The 15,160-nt window shown below is 51.3% G+C and carries 15 protein-coding genes; 8 read left to right on the forward strand and 7 right to left on the reverse strand.

Annotated elements, in window-relative coordinates; genetic code table 11:
- Positions 1 to 146: 146 nt before the first annotated feature.
- Together GN242_RS05885 and GN242_RS05890 are read right to left on the reverse strand one after the other, a co-directional pair.
- Entirely contained in the window at positions 147 to 1,175 is a 1,029-nt protein-coding gene (locus GN242_RS05885) for an HlyD family secretion protein (RefSeq protein WP_156287043.1), read from the reverse strand.
- A gap of 2 nt (positions 1,176 to 1,177) precedes the next feature.
- Positions 1,178 to 2,782, reverse strand: coding sequence for an MFS transporter (locus tag GN242_RS05890; RefSeq protein WP_156287044.1), 1,605 nt, complete (start codon positions 2,780 to 2,782; stop codon positions 1,178 to 1,180).
- A 166-nt stretch (positions 2,783 to 2,948) separates the two neighbouring features.
- Between GN242_RS05890 and GN242_RS05895 the strand changes: the two genes are divergently transcribed.
- The 4 genes from GN242_RS05895 (at position 2,949) to GN242_RS05910 (ending at position 5,594) form a co-directional block, all read left to right on the forward strand.
- Entirely contained in the window at positions 2,949 to 3,734 is a 786-nt protein-coding gene (locus tag GN242_RS05895) for an IclR family transcriptional regulator (protein ID WP_154754026.1), read from the forward strand.
- Between the two features lie 13 nt (positions 3,735 to 3,747).
- Positions 3,748 to 4,197: a universal stress protein gene (locus tag GN242_RS05900; RefSeq protein WP_156287045.1), complete on the forward strand. Its 450-nt coding sequence runs from the start codon at positions 3,748 to 3,750 to the stop codon at positions 4,195 to 4,197.
- A 49-nt stretch (positions 4,198 to 4,246) separates the two neighbouring features.
- Positions 4,247 to 5,056: a hypothetical protein gene (locus GN242_RS05905; RefSeq protein WP_154754024.1), complete on the forward strand. Its 810-nt coding sequence runs from the start codon at positions 4,247 to 4,249 to the stop codon at positions 5,054 to 5,056.
- 256 nt (positions 5,057 to 5,312) lie between these two features.
- The gene (locus tag GN242_RS05910; protein WP_154754051.1) at positions 5,313 to 5,594 is read left to right on the forward strand and encodes a hypothetical protein; all 282 of its coding nucleotides are present in this window, start codon (positions 5,313 to 5,315) and stop codon (positions 5,592 to 5,594) included.
- Between the two features lie 191 nt (positions 5,595 to 5,785).
- On the opposite strand, the gene GN242_RS21630 is transcribed toward GN242_RS05910, so the two are convergent.
- Positions 5,786 to 5,947 carry a hypothetical protein gene (locus tag GN242_RS21630; RefSeq protein WP_195918392.1) on the reverse strand — a complete coding sequence of 54 codons (162 nt, stop codon included), beginning with the start codon at positions 5,945 to 5,947 and terminating at the stop codon, positions 5,786 to 5,788.
- Positions 5,948 to 6,303: 356 nt separating this feature from the next.
- Positions 6,304 to 7,527: an L-lactate MFS transporter gene (locus GN242_RS05915; RefSeq protein ID WP_154754023.1), complete on the reverse strand. Its 1,224-nt coding sequence runs from the start codon at positions 7,525 to 7,527 to the stop codon at positions 6,304 to 6,306.
- Positions 7,528 to 7,869: 342 nt separating this feature from the next.
- On the opposite strand from GN242_RS05915, the gene GN242_RS05920 reads away from it, so the two are divergent.
- Positions 7,870 to 9,798 carry a methyl-accepting chemotaxis protein gene (locus GN242_RS05920; protein WP_154754022.1) on the forward strand — a complete coding sequence of 643 codons (1,929 nt, stop codon included), beginning with the start codon at positions 7,870 to 7,872 and terminating at the stop codon, positions 9,796 to 9,798.
- 48 nt (positions 9,799 to 9,846) lie between these two features.
- On the opposite strand, the gene GN242_RS05925 is transcribed toward GN242_RS05920, so the two are convergent.
- On the reverse strand, positions 9,847 to 10,056 hold the full coding sequence (locus GN242_RS05925; RefSeq protein WP_062743051.1) for a hypothetical protein: 210 nt from the start codon (positions 10,054 to 10,056) through the stop codon (positions 9,847 to 9,849).
- A gap of 208 nt (positions 10,057 to 10,264) precedes the next feature.
- On the opposite strand from GN242_RS05925, the gene GN242_RS05930 reads away from it, so the two are divergent.
- Positions 10,265 to 11,512 carry a mechanosensitive ion channel family protein gene (locus tag GN242_RS05930; RefSeq protein WP_156287046.1) on the forward strand — a complete coding sequence of 416 codons (1,248 nt, stop codon included), beginning with the start codon at positions 10,265 to 10,267 and terminating at the stop codon, positions 11,510 to 11,512.
- A 115-nt stretch (positions 11,513 to 11,627) separates the two neighbouring features.
- On the opposite strand, the gene GN242_RS05935 is transcribed toward GN242_RS05930, so the two are convergent.
- Positions 11,628 to 13,217: a hypothetical protein gene (locus tag GN242_RS05935; RefSeq protein WP_156287047.1), complete on the reverse strand. Its 1,590-nt coding sequence runs from the start codon at positions 13,215 to 13,217 to the stop codon at positions 11,628 to 11,630.
- A 12-nt stretch (positions 13,218 to 13,229) separates the two neighbouring features.
- Complete coding sequence (locus tag GN242_RS05940) at positions 13,230 to 13,601, reverse strand: DMT family transporter (RefSeq protein ID WP_154754019.1); 372 nt, start codon at positions 13,599 to 13,601, stop codon at positions 13,230 to 13,232.
- Between the two features lie 34 nt (positions 13,602 to 13,635).
- Between GN242_RS05940 and GN242_RS05945 the strand changes: the two genes are divergently transcribed.
- A complete protein-coding gene (locus GN242_RS05945) occupies positions 13,636 to 14,508 on the forward strand; it encodes a decaprenyl-phosphate phosphoribosyltransferase (RefSeq protein ID WP_156287048.1) in 873 nt (290 codons plus the stop codon).
- Positions 14,509 to 14,517: 9 nt separating this feature from the next.
- Positions 14,518 to 14,913, forward strand: a complete 396-nt coding sequence (locus GN242_RS05950) for a divergent PAP2 family protein (RefSeq protein WP_156287049.1) — start codon at positions 14,518 to 14,520, stop codon at positions 14,911 to 14,913.
- Positions 14,914 to 15,160 lie beyond the last annotated feature (247 nt).

Consider the following 15,160-nt stretch of genomic DNA (forward strand, 5'->3'; position numbering starts at 1 on the left):
CGTTGGCGACCCCGGGCCAGCGTAACGCAAACAGCCTCAGGTTGAGGCAGAGCGCCGTGGAAACATCACTTCACGGCAGGATCGGAGGCTAATTTACCCGTATTGCTCTGCAAAATAAAGGTGATTGTTATGAGACCTTTCTCACATTAAGGCATCTCTAATTCTGGAACGACTGACATACCAACGCGCAGTCTTTCCAGATCTGGCTGGCCCTGTTCCAGTACGATCTTCACCGGCAGACGCTGGACGACTTTGGTGTAATTACCGGTTGCGTTATCAGCGCTGATAGCCGCAAAAGTTGAGCCTGTTGCAGGCGCAATACTGTCAATATGGCCGCGCAGTAGCACTCCGGGCAGGGCATCTACCGCGACTGAAACCGGCTGCCCGATGGTAACGTTAGCCAGCTGAGTTTCAAGGAAGTTTGCCACCACATAGCTTTGCTGTAACGGTACCACTGCCAGCAGTCTGGTTCCCGCCGCAACCCATGCCCCCTGACGGACGGCTCGCTGGCCGACGCTGCCGGAAATAGGTGCCGTGATCTGCGTGTATGAGAGATTCAGCTCCGCCTGATCTACGCTGGCCTGCATTGCTGCGCTGTCTGCCTGTGCCTGTTGCAGACTGGCCTGTAACACCGCGACTTCTTTACGTGCTGCCAGCACGGCGGCCTGACTCTGCTTCACCTGCGCTGCCGCACTTAACATGGTTGAGCTGGATTTTTGCTGCTCATCGGCGGTTGCCGTCCCGCTTTTCAACAGGCGACGATAGCGATCGGCATTTTGCCCGGCGTAGTTCAGCGTGGCCTGGCTGGCAGCGACCGCTGCTTCGGTCTGGGCGATGGTCGCTTTCTGCTGCTCAAGCTGTGCCTGAATGCTGCTCTGCTTTGCCTTACTGACCAGCAGGTTGGCCTGGGCCGTCTCCAGCGCAACGCGATAGTCGCGATCGTCGATGGTGGCCAGCAGATCCCCGGCCCTGACCTGCTGATTATCCGCAACGTTGACCGTGCGGATATAGCCGGACACCTTCGGTGCCACCAGCGTATAGTCTGCGGCGACCACTGCATCATTGGTACGCAGATGATGGCGATTAATTGCTGACCAGACGAAAAAGGCGATGGCAAGCAGAGCCAGCAGCAGAAGCGCCAGCAAAGAGGTTCGTTTAGCAGGTGTGAAACTCATTATTATGATCCCGATATTTGCGGAGCTGAAGTTAACAAAGTCTGTGGCGGCCAGACGCGTTTCGGCAGCCAGAGTGTCAAAAGTATGAGCAGCAGTGCGAAGCCAGTAATCATCAGATAGCTGTCACTGATGCTGAGAATCACCGCCTGATGCCTGACCAGTGAGCTGAAATGGCTGAGGTTTTCAATGGAGCTGACTGCGCCATCCGGCAGCAGCGGCATCAGGCTGCTGGCCGTATCGCTGCTGCTAGCGGTAATCAGCCACGGGCGATTGCCCAGCTGATCCACCAGCGTATGCGAGTGAAATTTTTCCCGGTGGGTGAGGAAGTTCTCCACCAGCACCCCGGCCGCTACGCTGGAAAACCCGCGCACGGTATTAAACATCGCCGATGCAAAAGGCCCTTCCGGCGGCATGACCACGCTGGTTGCGCTCATCAGTACCGGCAGAATCATCATGGGCTGACCGAACGCCTGTAGCAGCTGAATCAACCAGAAGTTCTGTCGCGCCCACTCCGCCGTAAGCTGCATTCCCAGCGCGCAGGAGAGAATCATCACTCCGGCTCCTGCCGTCAGCATCCAGCGGCAGTCAATCCAGCGCAGATTAAGCAGTGCTGCAATAAACGGGGCAATCAACAGCTGCGGCAGGCCAATTGTCAGTGCCAGCGGTGCAAACTGCGCGGTACGAAATCCTTCAACCTGAGCAAAATAAGCCGATGGCAGAGCCGAGCCTGAGAGCGATACCGTCAGCACACCCGCCAGTACCAGCAGACCATGAGTCAGGTTTTTACGTTGTAACATTTGCAGCTTGAATAGCGGCAGCGGGTGGAACCATTCATTAATAAAGAACACCACCAGCAGCGCGGCGGCGCTCAGTAGCATGCCGCTAATCAGCGGTGACTGGAGCCAGTCAAGCCGTTCGCCCTGGGTCAGCGCCAGCACCAGCAGCGCAATACCGCTACAGCCGGTCAGCATGCCAAACCCGTCAATCTGGCGGAAACGTTCCAGACGAAGTGGATCCTGTGGCAGCCCCCAGCCAATCAGCAGGGTGGCGATCAGGCACGGCGGGATCACCTGCCAGAAAGCAAACTGCCAGCCCACGGAGTCAGTCCAGAATGCTGCCAGAGAGGCGGCCATATTCGGGCCGAACGTGGCTGTCAGCGCATAAGCAGCCAGCCCGTAAAGTTTAATTCCCGGAGGCAGGAAACGCAGGGCGACCGTCATCAGCATCGGAGGCAGCGCCCCTCCCAGGATCCCCTGGATAACCCTGAACGCAATAAAAGCCGCAGCATCGGCGATCAGCGGCTGTATTGCCGCAATCAGGCAGAAACCGAAAGTAGCGACCAGCGTAAAACGGCGCAGGGAAAAGGTGACTGCGAACCAGGGAGCGATCATCATCGCGGCCACTTCTGCAGCCTGATAGGCGGAGGTAATCCAGCTGCCGGTGTCAAAATCAATCCCCAGAGCGGCACGAATATCAGCCAGTGCCAGATCGGTGACGCGATCGTTAAGACCGGAACTAAGGGCGGCGATCAACACACCTGTCAGACCCAGCGCCAGACGAAGTGTAAAAGGGTGTGGAGGCGGCATTGCCGCAGGCTGGCCAGTCATAGCAGGTGTCCCGGACGGAATAATTATTATCGATGCAGTGTATTGTATCGTGATACACCTGACGGAATGTTACATGGTGATGCGCTGTATTGCAATGTGATACAGCGTGCCGAACAGGTAAAAATAGTGCTAAAGTATTGGCCGATTACAAGGAAAGAGAATCCCTATGTTTGAGTCCGCAAGCTGCCGCGATGACGAACGTACCGGCGGAATTCAGGTGATTACACGCGCCGCGAAAATTCTTGATGCGCTGGGAGCCAAACCGAACGGTATGAGCCTTGGTGAAATAGCCCAGGCGGTTGATTTGCCTCGATCCACGGTGCAGCGCATTGTCGGTGCACTGGACTCTGTGCAGCTGGTGCGCAGTCACGGCGCGGCTGGTGGGGTACGTCTTGGCCCGGCGCTGCTGCGGCTGATTGCAAATGTGCATACCGATGTGGTGGCGATAGCCCAGCCCTGGCTTCAGGCGCTGTGCGATGCGACCGGTGAAACGGTTTCGCTGGCGAGGGCCAGCGGTCTGCAACTGGCGATTGTGCATTATGTGGTCGCCGATCGCGAGCTGCGGGTGGTGCCCCGTATCGGTATGAATCTGCCGCTTTACAGTACCTCGGGCGGCCGTGCGCTGCTGGCGCTGGAAAGCGATCATGCTGCCAGAGAGCTGGTCGGCGAAGCCTATCAGGCGATCACCGAGCTGACCGTGCGTGACTTCCCCGCGCTGCTGGCCCACTTAACCGAAATTCGCCGTACCGGCCTGGCTTATGACCGGGGTGAAACACTGGAGGGGATCTCCACGATGGCAGTGGCGATCGATACTATTCTGGGTCGCTTTTCCATCAGTCTTTTAATCCCTGGTGCCCGTTTCCAGCGATATGAAGAGCGTAATCGTGAGGCAATCCTCAAATGCAAAGAGGCGCTAATCGATGAAATTGGGAAGGCCGCATTACGAGACTGACAGGAGAAGGGATATGAAGACGCTTTTGGTCGCGGTTGATAATTCGGTGATTGCCCGCAAAGTTATTTCACTGACAATTGAGCAGGCACTGGCATTGCAGGCTGAAGTGGTGGTGGTGTGCTGTGTGGATGCCAGCTATGCGGCTTCCGGCCCGTTTGAGATCGAAGCCGGGGAAGATCCGGGCGACTTCGGGCTGGCGCTGGATGAGCAGAATACCGCAGAAGCCGTAGTACGCCAGGCACTGGCAGAGCTGCATCGCGCAGGGGTAGTGGCGCGTGGCAGGGTGCTTGCCGGAGAATCCGCAGAAACGATTGTTGCAGAAGCCAACCGGCTCAATGTGGCGATGATTATCATGGGCCGCCGTCATCTCTCCTCCTTTAATCGTCTGCTAAAAGGATCATGCAGCGCAGCGGTGATTGAGCGTGCCAGCTGCCCGGTGCTGATCGACGTACGCGTCGACTAAAATACTTTTCCAGGCCGGTTATCCGGCCTGATAACCTCAGGAACCTGTTTTGATTTCTCACGCTATCCTTGCCTCGCTGTTCTCCGCCCTGGTCTGGCTGGTCGCCGTTGGCGCGCTGGTTAAATGCAAAAAGCTGGCCCCTCTCCCGGCGATTCTGCTCTTCTCACTGCCGCTGCTGGTGGGCAATCTCTATTACTACGGCTGGATCAGCCCGGAACGCGAGCAGCAGGCTCAAATTGATGCCGCCACTGCTCATCTGGCCCGGCTGCCGGTATGGCGTACGGTAAAAGAGCAGCAGCCCGGGCTTTATCAGCAGGCCTATATAGAGCTGGTCAACAGCCTGGAGGATGGGGTGCCGGAGCAGCAGGCGATTGAGCATCTGCGGCCGCTGGTGGCGGATCTGCTGAACCAGCGCATCAACGCCGCCCGCGATGAGGATCTGAATAGCTATATGCAGATATCTCTTGAGGAGATGAAACAGATGCGCCAGCGCGGCGCCAGCGAGTGCTTCCGCTTTCTGTTTCCCCAGGTAAAAGGTGGCGTAAATGTCAGTAAACTTTTGCCGGAGGATCTTACCGGGCGTGAGTTGCAGGCGATGGATCTGTTACTTAAACACAGCGGCGGCGTTGATCAGCCCATCGATCTGAAACAGGGTCGGGTGCAGTTGCAGGCAGTGGTACGTCAGCTGTATGAGCGCTGGGGAAGTGATTTGCAAACGCTGAACACCCCTGCGGAAACTGGGGTTAACGAAGCCAAACTCTGTGATATGACGATTGACCTTTATCAGTCTGTTTTGGCACTTCCTGACAAAGACTCGGCTAACGTATTACGTATAATTATTAGCGGAACAGGTAGTTAATTCCAAAAAAAAGCCCGCTCGCCGCGGGCATAATACGTTCTAATTATTGCCAAAATTTCCTGGTGTTGCTCAGACATCTCCTGATGTCTGGATGCATAGTCGCACTGATAGCGGCCCTACGCTATTCATCTCCCTGAATCGATTCAATCGGTAAAACATTGCATAACTTAAGTAAAATTATGCAAATGCGCCGCTGTCTGATAGCGGCAGGGGGACGGTGCAGCTCATGATGCGGCACTCGAAGAAGGGAACCATGATGAAAATGAAAATTATCGGCGCATTTGCGCTACTTTTGCTGGCAGGTTGTACCTCTGGCAAACCAGGTGCTTTTGAAAAAGTGGATGAAGATCCAGCAGTGAATACCGTTCAGTACCGGTTTAATCCAGGGCTGGTAGATAAGTCTGCGATGGAAAAAGATGTTGAACGTTATTGCTATGATCGCGGGTTTGACAAAGTTGAAGCATTGCAGCCGCAGGAAAGCCATGTGCCCGGTCTGGTGAAGACCTGGTACCAATGTAATTTTAGTATCAAAAGCTAAAAATAAGGGCGGGGATATCCCCGCCCAAGTTACTCTTTAATATTTACCCTATTTCATTCGAATTGCACTTAATGCATCTGCAATCCGAAGAATGACAGGTATTTTTGTTATATTGCTGTGTGCAGGCTTTGCCCGCCTTAACCCTGAAACAGCAGCTTCAGGGCCAATCAGTGAGTCTCCCCACCGAATTCTTATCTGCCGTGACGCGGCCCGCCCCCATGATGATAACCACTATGGTGCCCACCGCCGCCGCCGTGATATCCGCCACCACCGTGATGAGGAGGGGGAACAATACAACCACTTAGCATAACAATCAGAGCCATCACAGAGGTCGCTTTCATTATCGTTTTCATTCTTTTCTCCTGCTCTTTTCAATAACGACAACGTTACGCAAGAAAAGTGGAGGAATAATGCTTCGAATGTAGAGTTATTAATGGAGATATTTCTAAATAATTCAAGTGCCCTTGTGGCGATATCCGCTTTTTTTAATTAAATAAGATAATGATGAAAAAGTCACGCTATTGTTGAGAATCATCTGAATTAAAAATTTTTGTTGAGGCGGGGAAGGTCGGGTGGAGGGAAATAGAATTGTGAACTTAAGCCAAATACATCGCCCGGATGTGCACATTGATTTAAACAGCGAAGCATCATTTCAAAACGACGCCCGCCACCGTAGCAGGCAGCGGGCATCTGAGGACAAACGGAGCTATCAGGCGTGTTGCAGTGCTTTCTTCACTTCAGCCAGTTTATGCGGCATGCGGATGGTAGCGGACATCAACAGTGAAATTACCAGCAGCGCCATAATCAGACTGAAGGTTACGGTAAAGCCGCCGAACAGTGACGCAATCAGCGATCCCATCACACTGCCGATACCGAAGCCCAGATAAATCACCCCGTAATTCTTTGTCAGGTTATTCAGACCGAAGAAATCACTGACCAGTGACGGATATACAGTAATGGTACCGCCAAAACTGAACGCCACGCAGGCAATAGCGATAAAGAAGCTACTTTCATTCATATGGCTGAACAGCAGGATACTCATGCCGGCCAGAGATACCACCTGCGCCAGGGTAATCACCCGGATACGGGCGACCTTATCGGACAGCACGCCCAGCACCAGACGGCCACTAAGGTTAGCAATGGCGATGATGGTCACGGCATTTGCCGCTGTCTGCGCGCTCAGGTGTACCATGCTTTCGCCGATATCTTTCGCCACACCAATCACATACAGGCCGCTCATGCAGGCGGTCAGAAACATCAGCGCCAGCATCCAGTATTGCGGCAGACGCATCGACTCGGCCAGCGAGTAATCACGTTTCTCCGATGTTTTGTAACCGGCAGTCTGCTGTGCAGGCGCATCTTTCATCAGCAATGCGCCGATGACAATCATGCTCATCGCCATTCCGCCCCAGATCATAAAAGTGGTTTCCAGGCTGTAGACACTGAGCAGATAGCTACAGATAAACTTGAAGCCGAGGCTGCCCAGCCCATAAGCGCCAATCGCACAGGCAGAAATCACCCCTTTGCGCTCCGGGAACCATTTAACACAGTTTGATAACGTCATCAGATAGCCTGCGCCATCGGCAAGACCCACCAGCAGACCCGCGCTGAGATAGAGCATAAACAGGTTGTCCGCCTGTGAAGTCAGCATCAGACCTACCGCCATCATCACCCCGGCAGCCATAGTGACTTTGCGCACGCCGAAACGCTCCTGCAATTTACCGGCAACGGAAGAGGCCAGCGCCAGGCCCAGGCTTAACAGACCAAACGAAAATGCCACCTGACTGATGCTGGTATCCAGTTTCATGGAGAGCTGCCCGTTAAACAGGCTCCAGGTATAAACCGATCCCAGCGCAAACTGGGTAATGATTGTACCGATCAGGGTTAACCAGCGGGTGCGATTAACGCTGCTGCCTGTGTTTGGTGTGTTCATAAAGTTCTCCCGGTGGGAATGCTAAGAATCTTGAATTAGCACGATGATAGAGCTGACGCTGCTATTGCCGGGTGAAAAAGGCATGAGCTGCCACGATGCGGGAATGAAATGCATCCAGGGCGACATGAATGGCTGATATGAGGTCGTGAAGTGAAAGGTATTGCAGGATAATAAATTGATATATATCAATTTATTCAACGAGATTAAAGTTTTACTCCGGCGTAGCCGATGATAACCACTGATGGTATGTCCATAGAACATATCCGTATAACAATAAAAATCACTCTGCCTTTCACTTATCTCTGATTTTCGAGTTCACATTTATTTTCCGAGGAAATCATTATGTCGTGGGTTCCAATTCGTTTGTCAGGGAAATTGACGTTGGGTGGCGTATTTATGCTGCTACTCACCTGCATTATTGTCTATCTGGCGATTTCGCTACGCGGCCAGCCGCGCGTCATTGATGCCAGCAACAGTTTAATTCAGCAAACCGGTGAGAATATCGTTGGCCAGCTTAACCAGCAGTTGATTCGCATTGAAGGTGAGGGGGTCAGCCTGGCTCGCCTGGCTGAGGTGCTGCCGCACGATGAGGCGCTGGTCAAACAGGTATTGCCACAAATTATCGATACCAGAGGGGATAAAAGTATTGCCGGTGGGGGCATCTGGCCGGAGCCTGACGCATTCAGTGACGGTGTTGCCCGTCGTAGCTTCTTCTGGTCGCGTAACGCCAGCGGCGCTCTGGACTACTCCGATGGCTATAACGATCCCGCCGGTGCCGGGTATCATAACGAAAGCTGGTATACCTCCAGCCGCAGCGCCTCCGGAAACAAGTGCAACTGGTCAGAAGTTTACCAGGATCCGGTTTCAAACGTGAATATGGTCACCTGTAGCGTGCCATACAGCCACGGCGGCACATTTGCCGGGGTGGCAACCTTTGATGTCCTGCTGGATAACCTCTCCAGCTTTATGCAGCGTAACGGCAGCAACACCGGCGGCTATGCCTTCGCCCTCGACCAGGCCGGGAACGTGCTCTATTTCCCCGGGATGAAAGATAAAACACTGAAAAAATTCAGCGATCTGGCGCAGCAGCAGCCCTGGCTGGCTCCCATCGTTTCTGGGGTGAAAACTGCGGGCAAAGCCAGTGGAACCACCACACTCAGTGCTATCAACGATGAGTATCTGCATCAGGATGCCCAGGTGACTCTGTTCCGTATGGCGAATACCGGCTGGATTATTGGGCTGGTGACGCCGCAGGCAGAAGTGACCGCTCTGGCACGCAATATTATGCAGGACATCTTTGTGCTGCTTATCCCGTCATTATTACTCTTGCTGATTGCATCCTGGTTTATCTCCCGTCAGATCTCAGGACGGCTGGAGTCTACCCGTAAGGCGCTGGATGATATTGCTCACGGTGATGGCGATCTGACCCGTCGTCTGGACACGTCGGGCCGCGATGAGATTGCAGAAATTGCCGTCTCCTTTAATCAGTTTGTCGATAAAATTGCCGGGGTGATTACCAACGTGCAGGCGAGCGGTATTCATGTAGCGCACAATGCCAGCGGGCTGGAGCAGAGCAACCAGGAGCTGACCGATAAAATCAGTGAGCAGGCGGCGGCCGTAGAAGAGAGCGCCGCAGCGATGGAGCAGTTAAATGCCACGGTACAGCAGAACGCCGAAAACACCCGACTGGCGGACTCCTTCACCGAGCAGACTGCGCAAATTGCCCGCAGCAGCAGTAACGTAATGCGGCAGCTGATCGACACCATGGAGACGATCAAAGTCTCTTCAAACCGCGTGGGGGAGATCCTCAGCGTAATTGATGGTATTGCATTCCAGACCAATATCCTGGCGCTCAATGCGGCGGTTGAAGCAGCGCGAGCCGGTGAGCAGGGGCGGGGTTTTGCCGTGGTCGCCGCTGAAGTACGTGCGCTGGCACAGCGCAGTGCGATGGCTGCACAGGAGATTAAAACGCTTATCGGCCAGTCGGACAGCAATGTGCTGACAGGCAGTAAACTGGTTGAGGGGGCAGGACGTCAGCTTGAAGAGCTGGTGAAAGATGTGCTGAAAGTGAAAGAGGTGGTGGGTGAAATCCGCGTGGCCGGTGATGAGCAGAGCAAAGGAATTGCTGAAGTTACGCTTGCCGTCTCACAGATGGAACGCAGCATTCAGCAGAATCTGACGCTGGTGCATCAGACCGCAGAGAATACCCACGCCCTGCATGCGGAAGCATCGCAGCTGGCAGAGGATATTTCAGTATTTAAAGTGGCGTGATAATAAAAAGCCGCACCGGTTTACTGCCGGGGCGGTTTTTTTACGCCGCTAGCGAATATAACCGCGGATCACATCCGCAATCGCTTTATTCGCTTCGCGCCCGTCGCGGTGTTCAACTTCTTCCGCAATTTTTTCCAGGTACTTATTCAGCTTACCGCCTGTCGGTACATTGCCGTAGGCGATCAGCATCTGCACAATATTTCTTAACGCAAGAACCTCTAAGGAGAGGCGTTCAACAACGGCATCTTTATCTGGCATGGGGGTGCTCCGGTAGGGCGATCAGCAACAATTCCGCCAGATTACTCTCTACCGTGATGAATCAATCCGCAGAATATCGCTGTTTTTTGCGGCGATTTAAGGCTTAAAAGCCATTTTCCTCTGGCGATCGCATAATGCGTTTAGTGCGAAGGGTTGAACCTGTCATCTCCAGAGGGCATGATCCCCCCTCGTTTTAAAAGGAGGCTTTATGCAGCAATTGACCGCGATTCTAAAGCAATATGGAATAGAACCAGACCCAACCACTTCAATGATTATGATTTTCGGTATTATTTTTCTCACCGGCTTAATCATTCACTTCATTCTTCATCGCATCGTCCTGAAGCTCTTCGAACGCCGCGCGCAGGGCAGTAACCGTCTGTGGTTACAGATTATTACCGGTAATAAATTATTCAGCCGACTGGCGTTTATGCTTCAGGGGATGATCGTTAATCTTCAGGCGGTGCTTTGGCTGCAAAAAGGCAGTGAGGCCGCGCTGATACTCACAACCTGCGCCCAGCTTTGGGTGATGCTGTATGCACTGATGGCCTTCTTCTCTCTGCTTGATATTATCGCGGGCCTGTCACATCGCTTTACTTTCGCGGCGCAGTTCCCGCTCAAAGGTATATTCCAGGGTGTGAAGCTGGTGAGTGCGATCGTGATTGGCATCATGATGATTTCACTGCTGATTGGTAAATCGCCGGCGATCCTGATTAGCGGACTGGGGGCAATGGCCGCAGTACTGATGCTGGTATTTAAAGACCCGATTCTCGGACTGGTGGCCGGAATTCAGCTTTCTGCTAACGCCATGCTGAAAATGGGTGACTGGCTGGAGATGCCGAAATACGGTGCAGATGGCGCGGTGATCGATATCGGTCTGACTACGGTAAAAGTGCAAAACTGGGATAATACCATTACCACTATTCCGACCTATGCGCTGGTATCAGATGCATTTAAAAACTGGAGCGGCATGTCTGCTTCAGGCGGTCGTCGTATTAAGCGCTGCATTAATATTGATACCACCAGCATCCGTTTCCTCTCCGATGAGGAGCAGGAAAAACTGATGCAGGCGAATCTTCTCAAGCCTTATATGGCTGCCCGTCAGCAGGAAATTAACAGCTGGAACGATCGGGGGGATAGCGCCTCTTCCACGGTGCTGAATCAGCGCCGGATGACTAACGTTGGTACCTTCCGGGCTTATTTGACCGAATATCTGCGCCAGCATCCGTCAATTCGCAGGGATATGACGCAAATGGTACGCCAGCTGGCACCGGGGGCTGACGGCTTACCCGTTGAGGTCTATGCGTTTACTAACACCGTTGCCTGGCTGGAGTATGAAAACATCCAGTGCGATATTTTCGACCATATCTTTGCCGTAGTAGGAGAGTTCGGCCTGCGTGTTCACCAGACCCCAACCGGCAGTGATGTCCGGGCGATAGCGGCAGTGGTAGCGCCATAAACGCCACCAGTAATTGATTCCGGGGGATAATGTCCCCCGGCAGTCATCAGGCCATCAAGCTGCGATGGTTATCAGGCGATAAATAGTCTGGCTAATGATAATTAAGCCAGACACCTTACCTGACGCAGAGATAGGAAAACTTCCGCTTATAATCTTTCGCCCCTTCCTGCCTGGTCTCATCCATCACATAGCGACCGCTTCCTCGTTGCAGTAGTGGTTCTACAATAAAGTTATTTAAGGGCGTGACATGCAGTACGCCTTCCGGGCAGCTATTGAGAATCCAGTTAAGACCATTGTTGAAAGATCTGGATGCATTAATGCGCGCTTTGGTCATTAAGCCGACATTGAAGAGCATCACGGCAATAAGTAATCCGATATATGCAGTGCTCAACTTAAAGCGTTCGCCAGGCTTGATATACAGCAGTGGAAGTAGCAGTAGGGTGTACAGATGAGGCGCATATCTCGCCCACCATGATTCCGGGTTTAGCAGGGTACACAGCACGATAAGAACAAGCAGTAGCTTACAGTTACGGTCAATGCCTCTGCTGAAGAGAAGGAACGCTATCGCCATAATCAGGCAAAGTGAATATAAAGGGCCAAATCCTGCGATTCTGAGATCTTCATGATGAAGGTTGGCAATTTCGTTTTTAGATACTGCGCCGGGGATTTTGAATGTTGGTTCTGTGCCCGCTGCTTTATTGATATTCTCACTTTTGGAAAAAGTAGAGATAAACAGTTTTTCAAACCTGTTCATACTGCTGAATGAGACAGGTTGAGCAAAAGTGATAATGTCTTTTTTGCCTTCACCAAATAATGGATAGAATATACTTTTCCCCTCGGCAAGGTTTTTTACGTAGGGGTTAGCCCCTATAACACCGACACCTACCACTAAGAATATGGCAAAAATGCCACATACTTTTAAGGTTTCTTTCACTTTCGGCAGGCTTCTGAGGCCAAGAATCAAGAAACAGGCACCGACATACAGGAAGCCAGAAAACTTGATATTAACCACGATTATCGAAGCAAGGATAAGGGTTAGCGCATCGCTTGTTTGTCTGCGGTTGCCATATTCAATAGATGATAGCATCATCACCAGAGCTAAAAATCCCATCATCGCATCGACATAATAGCTGAATGACTGGGCGATAAATATTGGGCTCATCAGGCTCATAAACGCAAAAATATGAGCTGCTATCGGGGAGTAGCCATTCTTCTCGAAAAAGTAAATGACATAAGAGTACATTCCGAAGCCAATCAATAACTGATATGAGCTGCTAAACTGCATACTTCCCAGTTGAGCACCTAACTCCCCGGCATAAAACCATGTTGATTTAGGGTAAAGTGCGACCCAGTAGTTTCCTGCATCGCCATCAAAGAGAAGATTGCCGCCATGCATCAGATACCATGCGGCCTTTTGGTGATATGCCAGCCCATCCCAGCTCTGATCTGGATAAATATAAGCCTGAACACATGATATAACCAAGAATACAACAGGCAGTAATACCCAGATGTCAATTTTCTTGCGAATTGCGCACAACAGTGCGGTGGTTATTATTAGCGAAAGAATAAAGACAGAATGCACCCCATCAATTAAGGAGTAGTGCACGGCCAGCTGTTTAATGATCGACAGAATGCTGGTGATTACAAAAAACAGCAGTACAAACTGACTACTATAATTCCATTTATTTAACAGTTCTTTTTGCACTATAACCTCTTACTAAGCCATATTGACAACAATAACACCGGCAATAATCAGGGATGCGCCGAAAATCTTCATTAAAGTTATTGGTTCCGAAAACCACACCGCGCCCATAAACATTACAAAAAGTATGGCACTGGAAACCATAATAGGATAAGCGACCGTCAGGGTCATTTTTGAAAGAGCAAGGAAATAAAAGACAAATCCAACGAAATAAAAACCCACGGCCGTTACATGCGGCCAGTAGTCGATCAGGCTCAAATATTGTTTCTTATTTGCACCTAATTTCAGCATTGCGCCCGCAAGAGAGCTGCATAAGCCGCTGATTACAATATAGATTATTCCCATGTGCACACCGCTAAAGACATGATTTTTATGGAATGTTATCATCTGCTAAAGATCCTTACCATAAACTTAAAGAAACATGACCGAAAATACACCTTATAAAGCAAAATCCTTACCTTTGGGCCTGGTCAATCTGATCAGACCGAAGCAGTGGATAAAAAATTTGTTTGTGATGGCTCCCTTAGTCTTTTCCAGCAGTTTTATGAACGTTAAGTCCATCACTCTTTCCGTTATCGCTATGGGCATCTTTTGCCTGGCCTCATCAGCCGTTTATGTACTTAATGACATCAATGATATCGAGAAAGACAGATCGCACCCGAAAAAGCGCCTTAAGAGACCCCTTGCGTCGGGGTGGGTCTCAAAAAAACAGGCATGGATGCTGCTGGCGGTGCTCTATCTCATCATCATTGCTTCTCTCGTCTGTTATCCGCAGATAGCACCGGTTATCCTGGGTTATCTGGCGCTTAATATCGCCTACTCATACAAACTGAAGCATGTGCCGGTGGTGGATATTTTCTGCATCGCGATTGGCTTTGTTCTCCGTACCATGGCAGGTGCCATGATTCTCGGGGTTGAGCTATCGCAGTGGATGTTTATCACCACGCTATGCCTGGCTCTCTACCTTGCTTCCATCAAAAGGCAGCAGGAGTTACTGAAAAGTGGATCGGAGTCACGGGATGTTCTGGAGAAATACTCCGTACAGCTGGTGTCCCGGTACTCGGAAATCTCAGCCACCGGCGCGCTGGTTTTCTACAGTTTGTATGTGATTTCGGAACACCCCGGATTAACGGTAACGATTCCTTTAGTGCTGTTCGGGCTTTTCAGATACTGGTATAACGTCGATTCACTGGAAGGCGGAGAATCACCGACGGACTCGCTGTTATCTGATTTCCCGCTTATGTTAACAATTTTGGCATGGGTCGGTACCTGCCTGTATGTGCTGTGGCCTTAAGGAAATAGAATGACTTACGCCTATTTATTAACCCCGTTTGTTGCCTGGTTTGTAACCGGTGTTACCAAATTTGCAATTAACAGTATTCGCGAAAAGAAGCTGGCCTTTAGCCTGATTGGCTATGGTGGCATGCCGAGTAATCACTCTTCCATCGTGATGAGTATGGTGGCACTAATAGGCTTCAGGAATGGTATCGATAACCCGGCATTTGGCGTAGCCCTTACCCTTGCATACATCGTCCTGCTTGATGCTAAGAGTTTACGTAAGCAGGTTGAGAAGCAGGCTAAAGCGATTAATAAAATTTCCCCTTCTGGCCTGAGGGAACGTATTGGTCATAGCCTTCCGGAGATTGCTGTTGGTTGTCTGGTGGGTATCTTTGTTGGTTTTATCATGTCCCATGCCTGACCCGGTGCCCCTTTTCAGGGGCATTATTATTTATTCTATTGGCTTCCTCTGCTCAAATTCCCCCCCGTGTCTGCCTGTCCACCAGCGATATAAACTCACTGGCTCAGTGTTTTTACCATAGCGTATAAATAGCCCATACCCGGTTTCTGACGGGTAGGCCAATAGCGCTGAAATTGAAATCACGTTAATGGCTTAATCGACAGGATGTCATACGACGATATTTTTTAATTAAATAACGCGATGCGTA

This window comes from Erwinia sorbitola (assembly GCF_009738185.1).
Lineage (GTDB): Bacteria > Pseudomonadota > Gammaproteobacteria > Enterobacterales > Enterobacteriaceae > Erwinia > Erwinia sorbitola.

Excerpts from the sequence above, each read along its gene's own strand:
- GN242_RS05945 (WP_156287048.1), top strand. The coding sequence starts at position 13,636 with ATGACCGAAAATACACCTTATAAAGCAAAATCCTTACCTTTGGGCCTG.
- GN242_RS05895 (WP_154754026.1), top strand. The coding sequence starts at position 2,949 with ATGTTTGAGTCCGCAAGCTGCCGCGATGACGAACGTACCGGCGGAATT.
- GN242_RS05925 (WP_062743051.1), bottom strand. The coding sequence starts at position 10,056 with ATGCCAGATAAAGATGCCGTTGTTGAACGCCTCTCCTTAGAGGTTCTT.
- GN242_RS05940 (WP_154754019.1), bottom strand. The coding sequence starts at position 13,601 with ATGATAACATTCCATAAAAATCATGTCTTTAGCGGTGTGCACATGGGA.
- GN242_RS21630 (WP_195918392.1), bottom strand. The coding sequence starts at position 5,947 with ATGAAAACGATAATGAAAGCGACCTCTGTGATGGCTCTGATTGTTATG.
- GN242_RS05950 (WP_156287049.1), top strand. The coding sequence starts at position 14,518 with ATGACTTACGCCTATTTATTAACCCCGTTTGTTGCCTGGTTTGTAACC.
- GN242_RS05890 (WP_156287044.1), bottom strand. The coding sequence starts at position 2,782 with ATGACTGGCCAGCCTGCGGCAATGCCGCCTCCACACCCTTTTACACTT.
- GN242_RS05900 (WP_156287045.1), top strand. The coding sequence starts at position 3,748 with ATGAAGACGCTTTTGGTCGCGGTTGATAATTCGGTGATTGCCCGCAAA.
- GN242_RS05920 (WP_154754022.1), top strand. The coding sequence starts at position 7,870 with ATGTCGTGGGTTCCAATTCGTTTGTCAGGGAAATTGACGTTGGGTGGC.
- GN242_RS05885 (WP_156287043.1), bottom strand. The coding sequence starts at position 1,175 with ATGAGTTTCACACCTGCTAAACGAACCTCTTTGCTGGCGCTTCTGCTG.
- GN242_RS05915 (WP_154754023.1), bottom strand. The coding sequence starts at position 7,527 with ATGAACACACCAAACACAGGCAGCAGCGTTAATCGCACCCGCTGGTTA.
- GN242_RS05910 (WP_154754051.1), top strand. The coding sequence starts at position 5,313 with ATGAAAATGAAAATTATCGGCGCATTTGCGCTACTTTTGCTGGCAGGT.
- GN242_RS05930 (WP_156287046.1), top strand. The coding sequence starts at position 10,265 with ATGCAGCAATTGACCGCGATTCTAAAGCAATATGGAATAGAACCAGAC.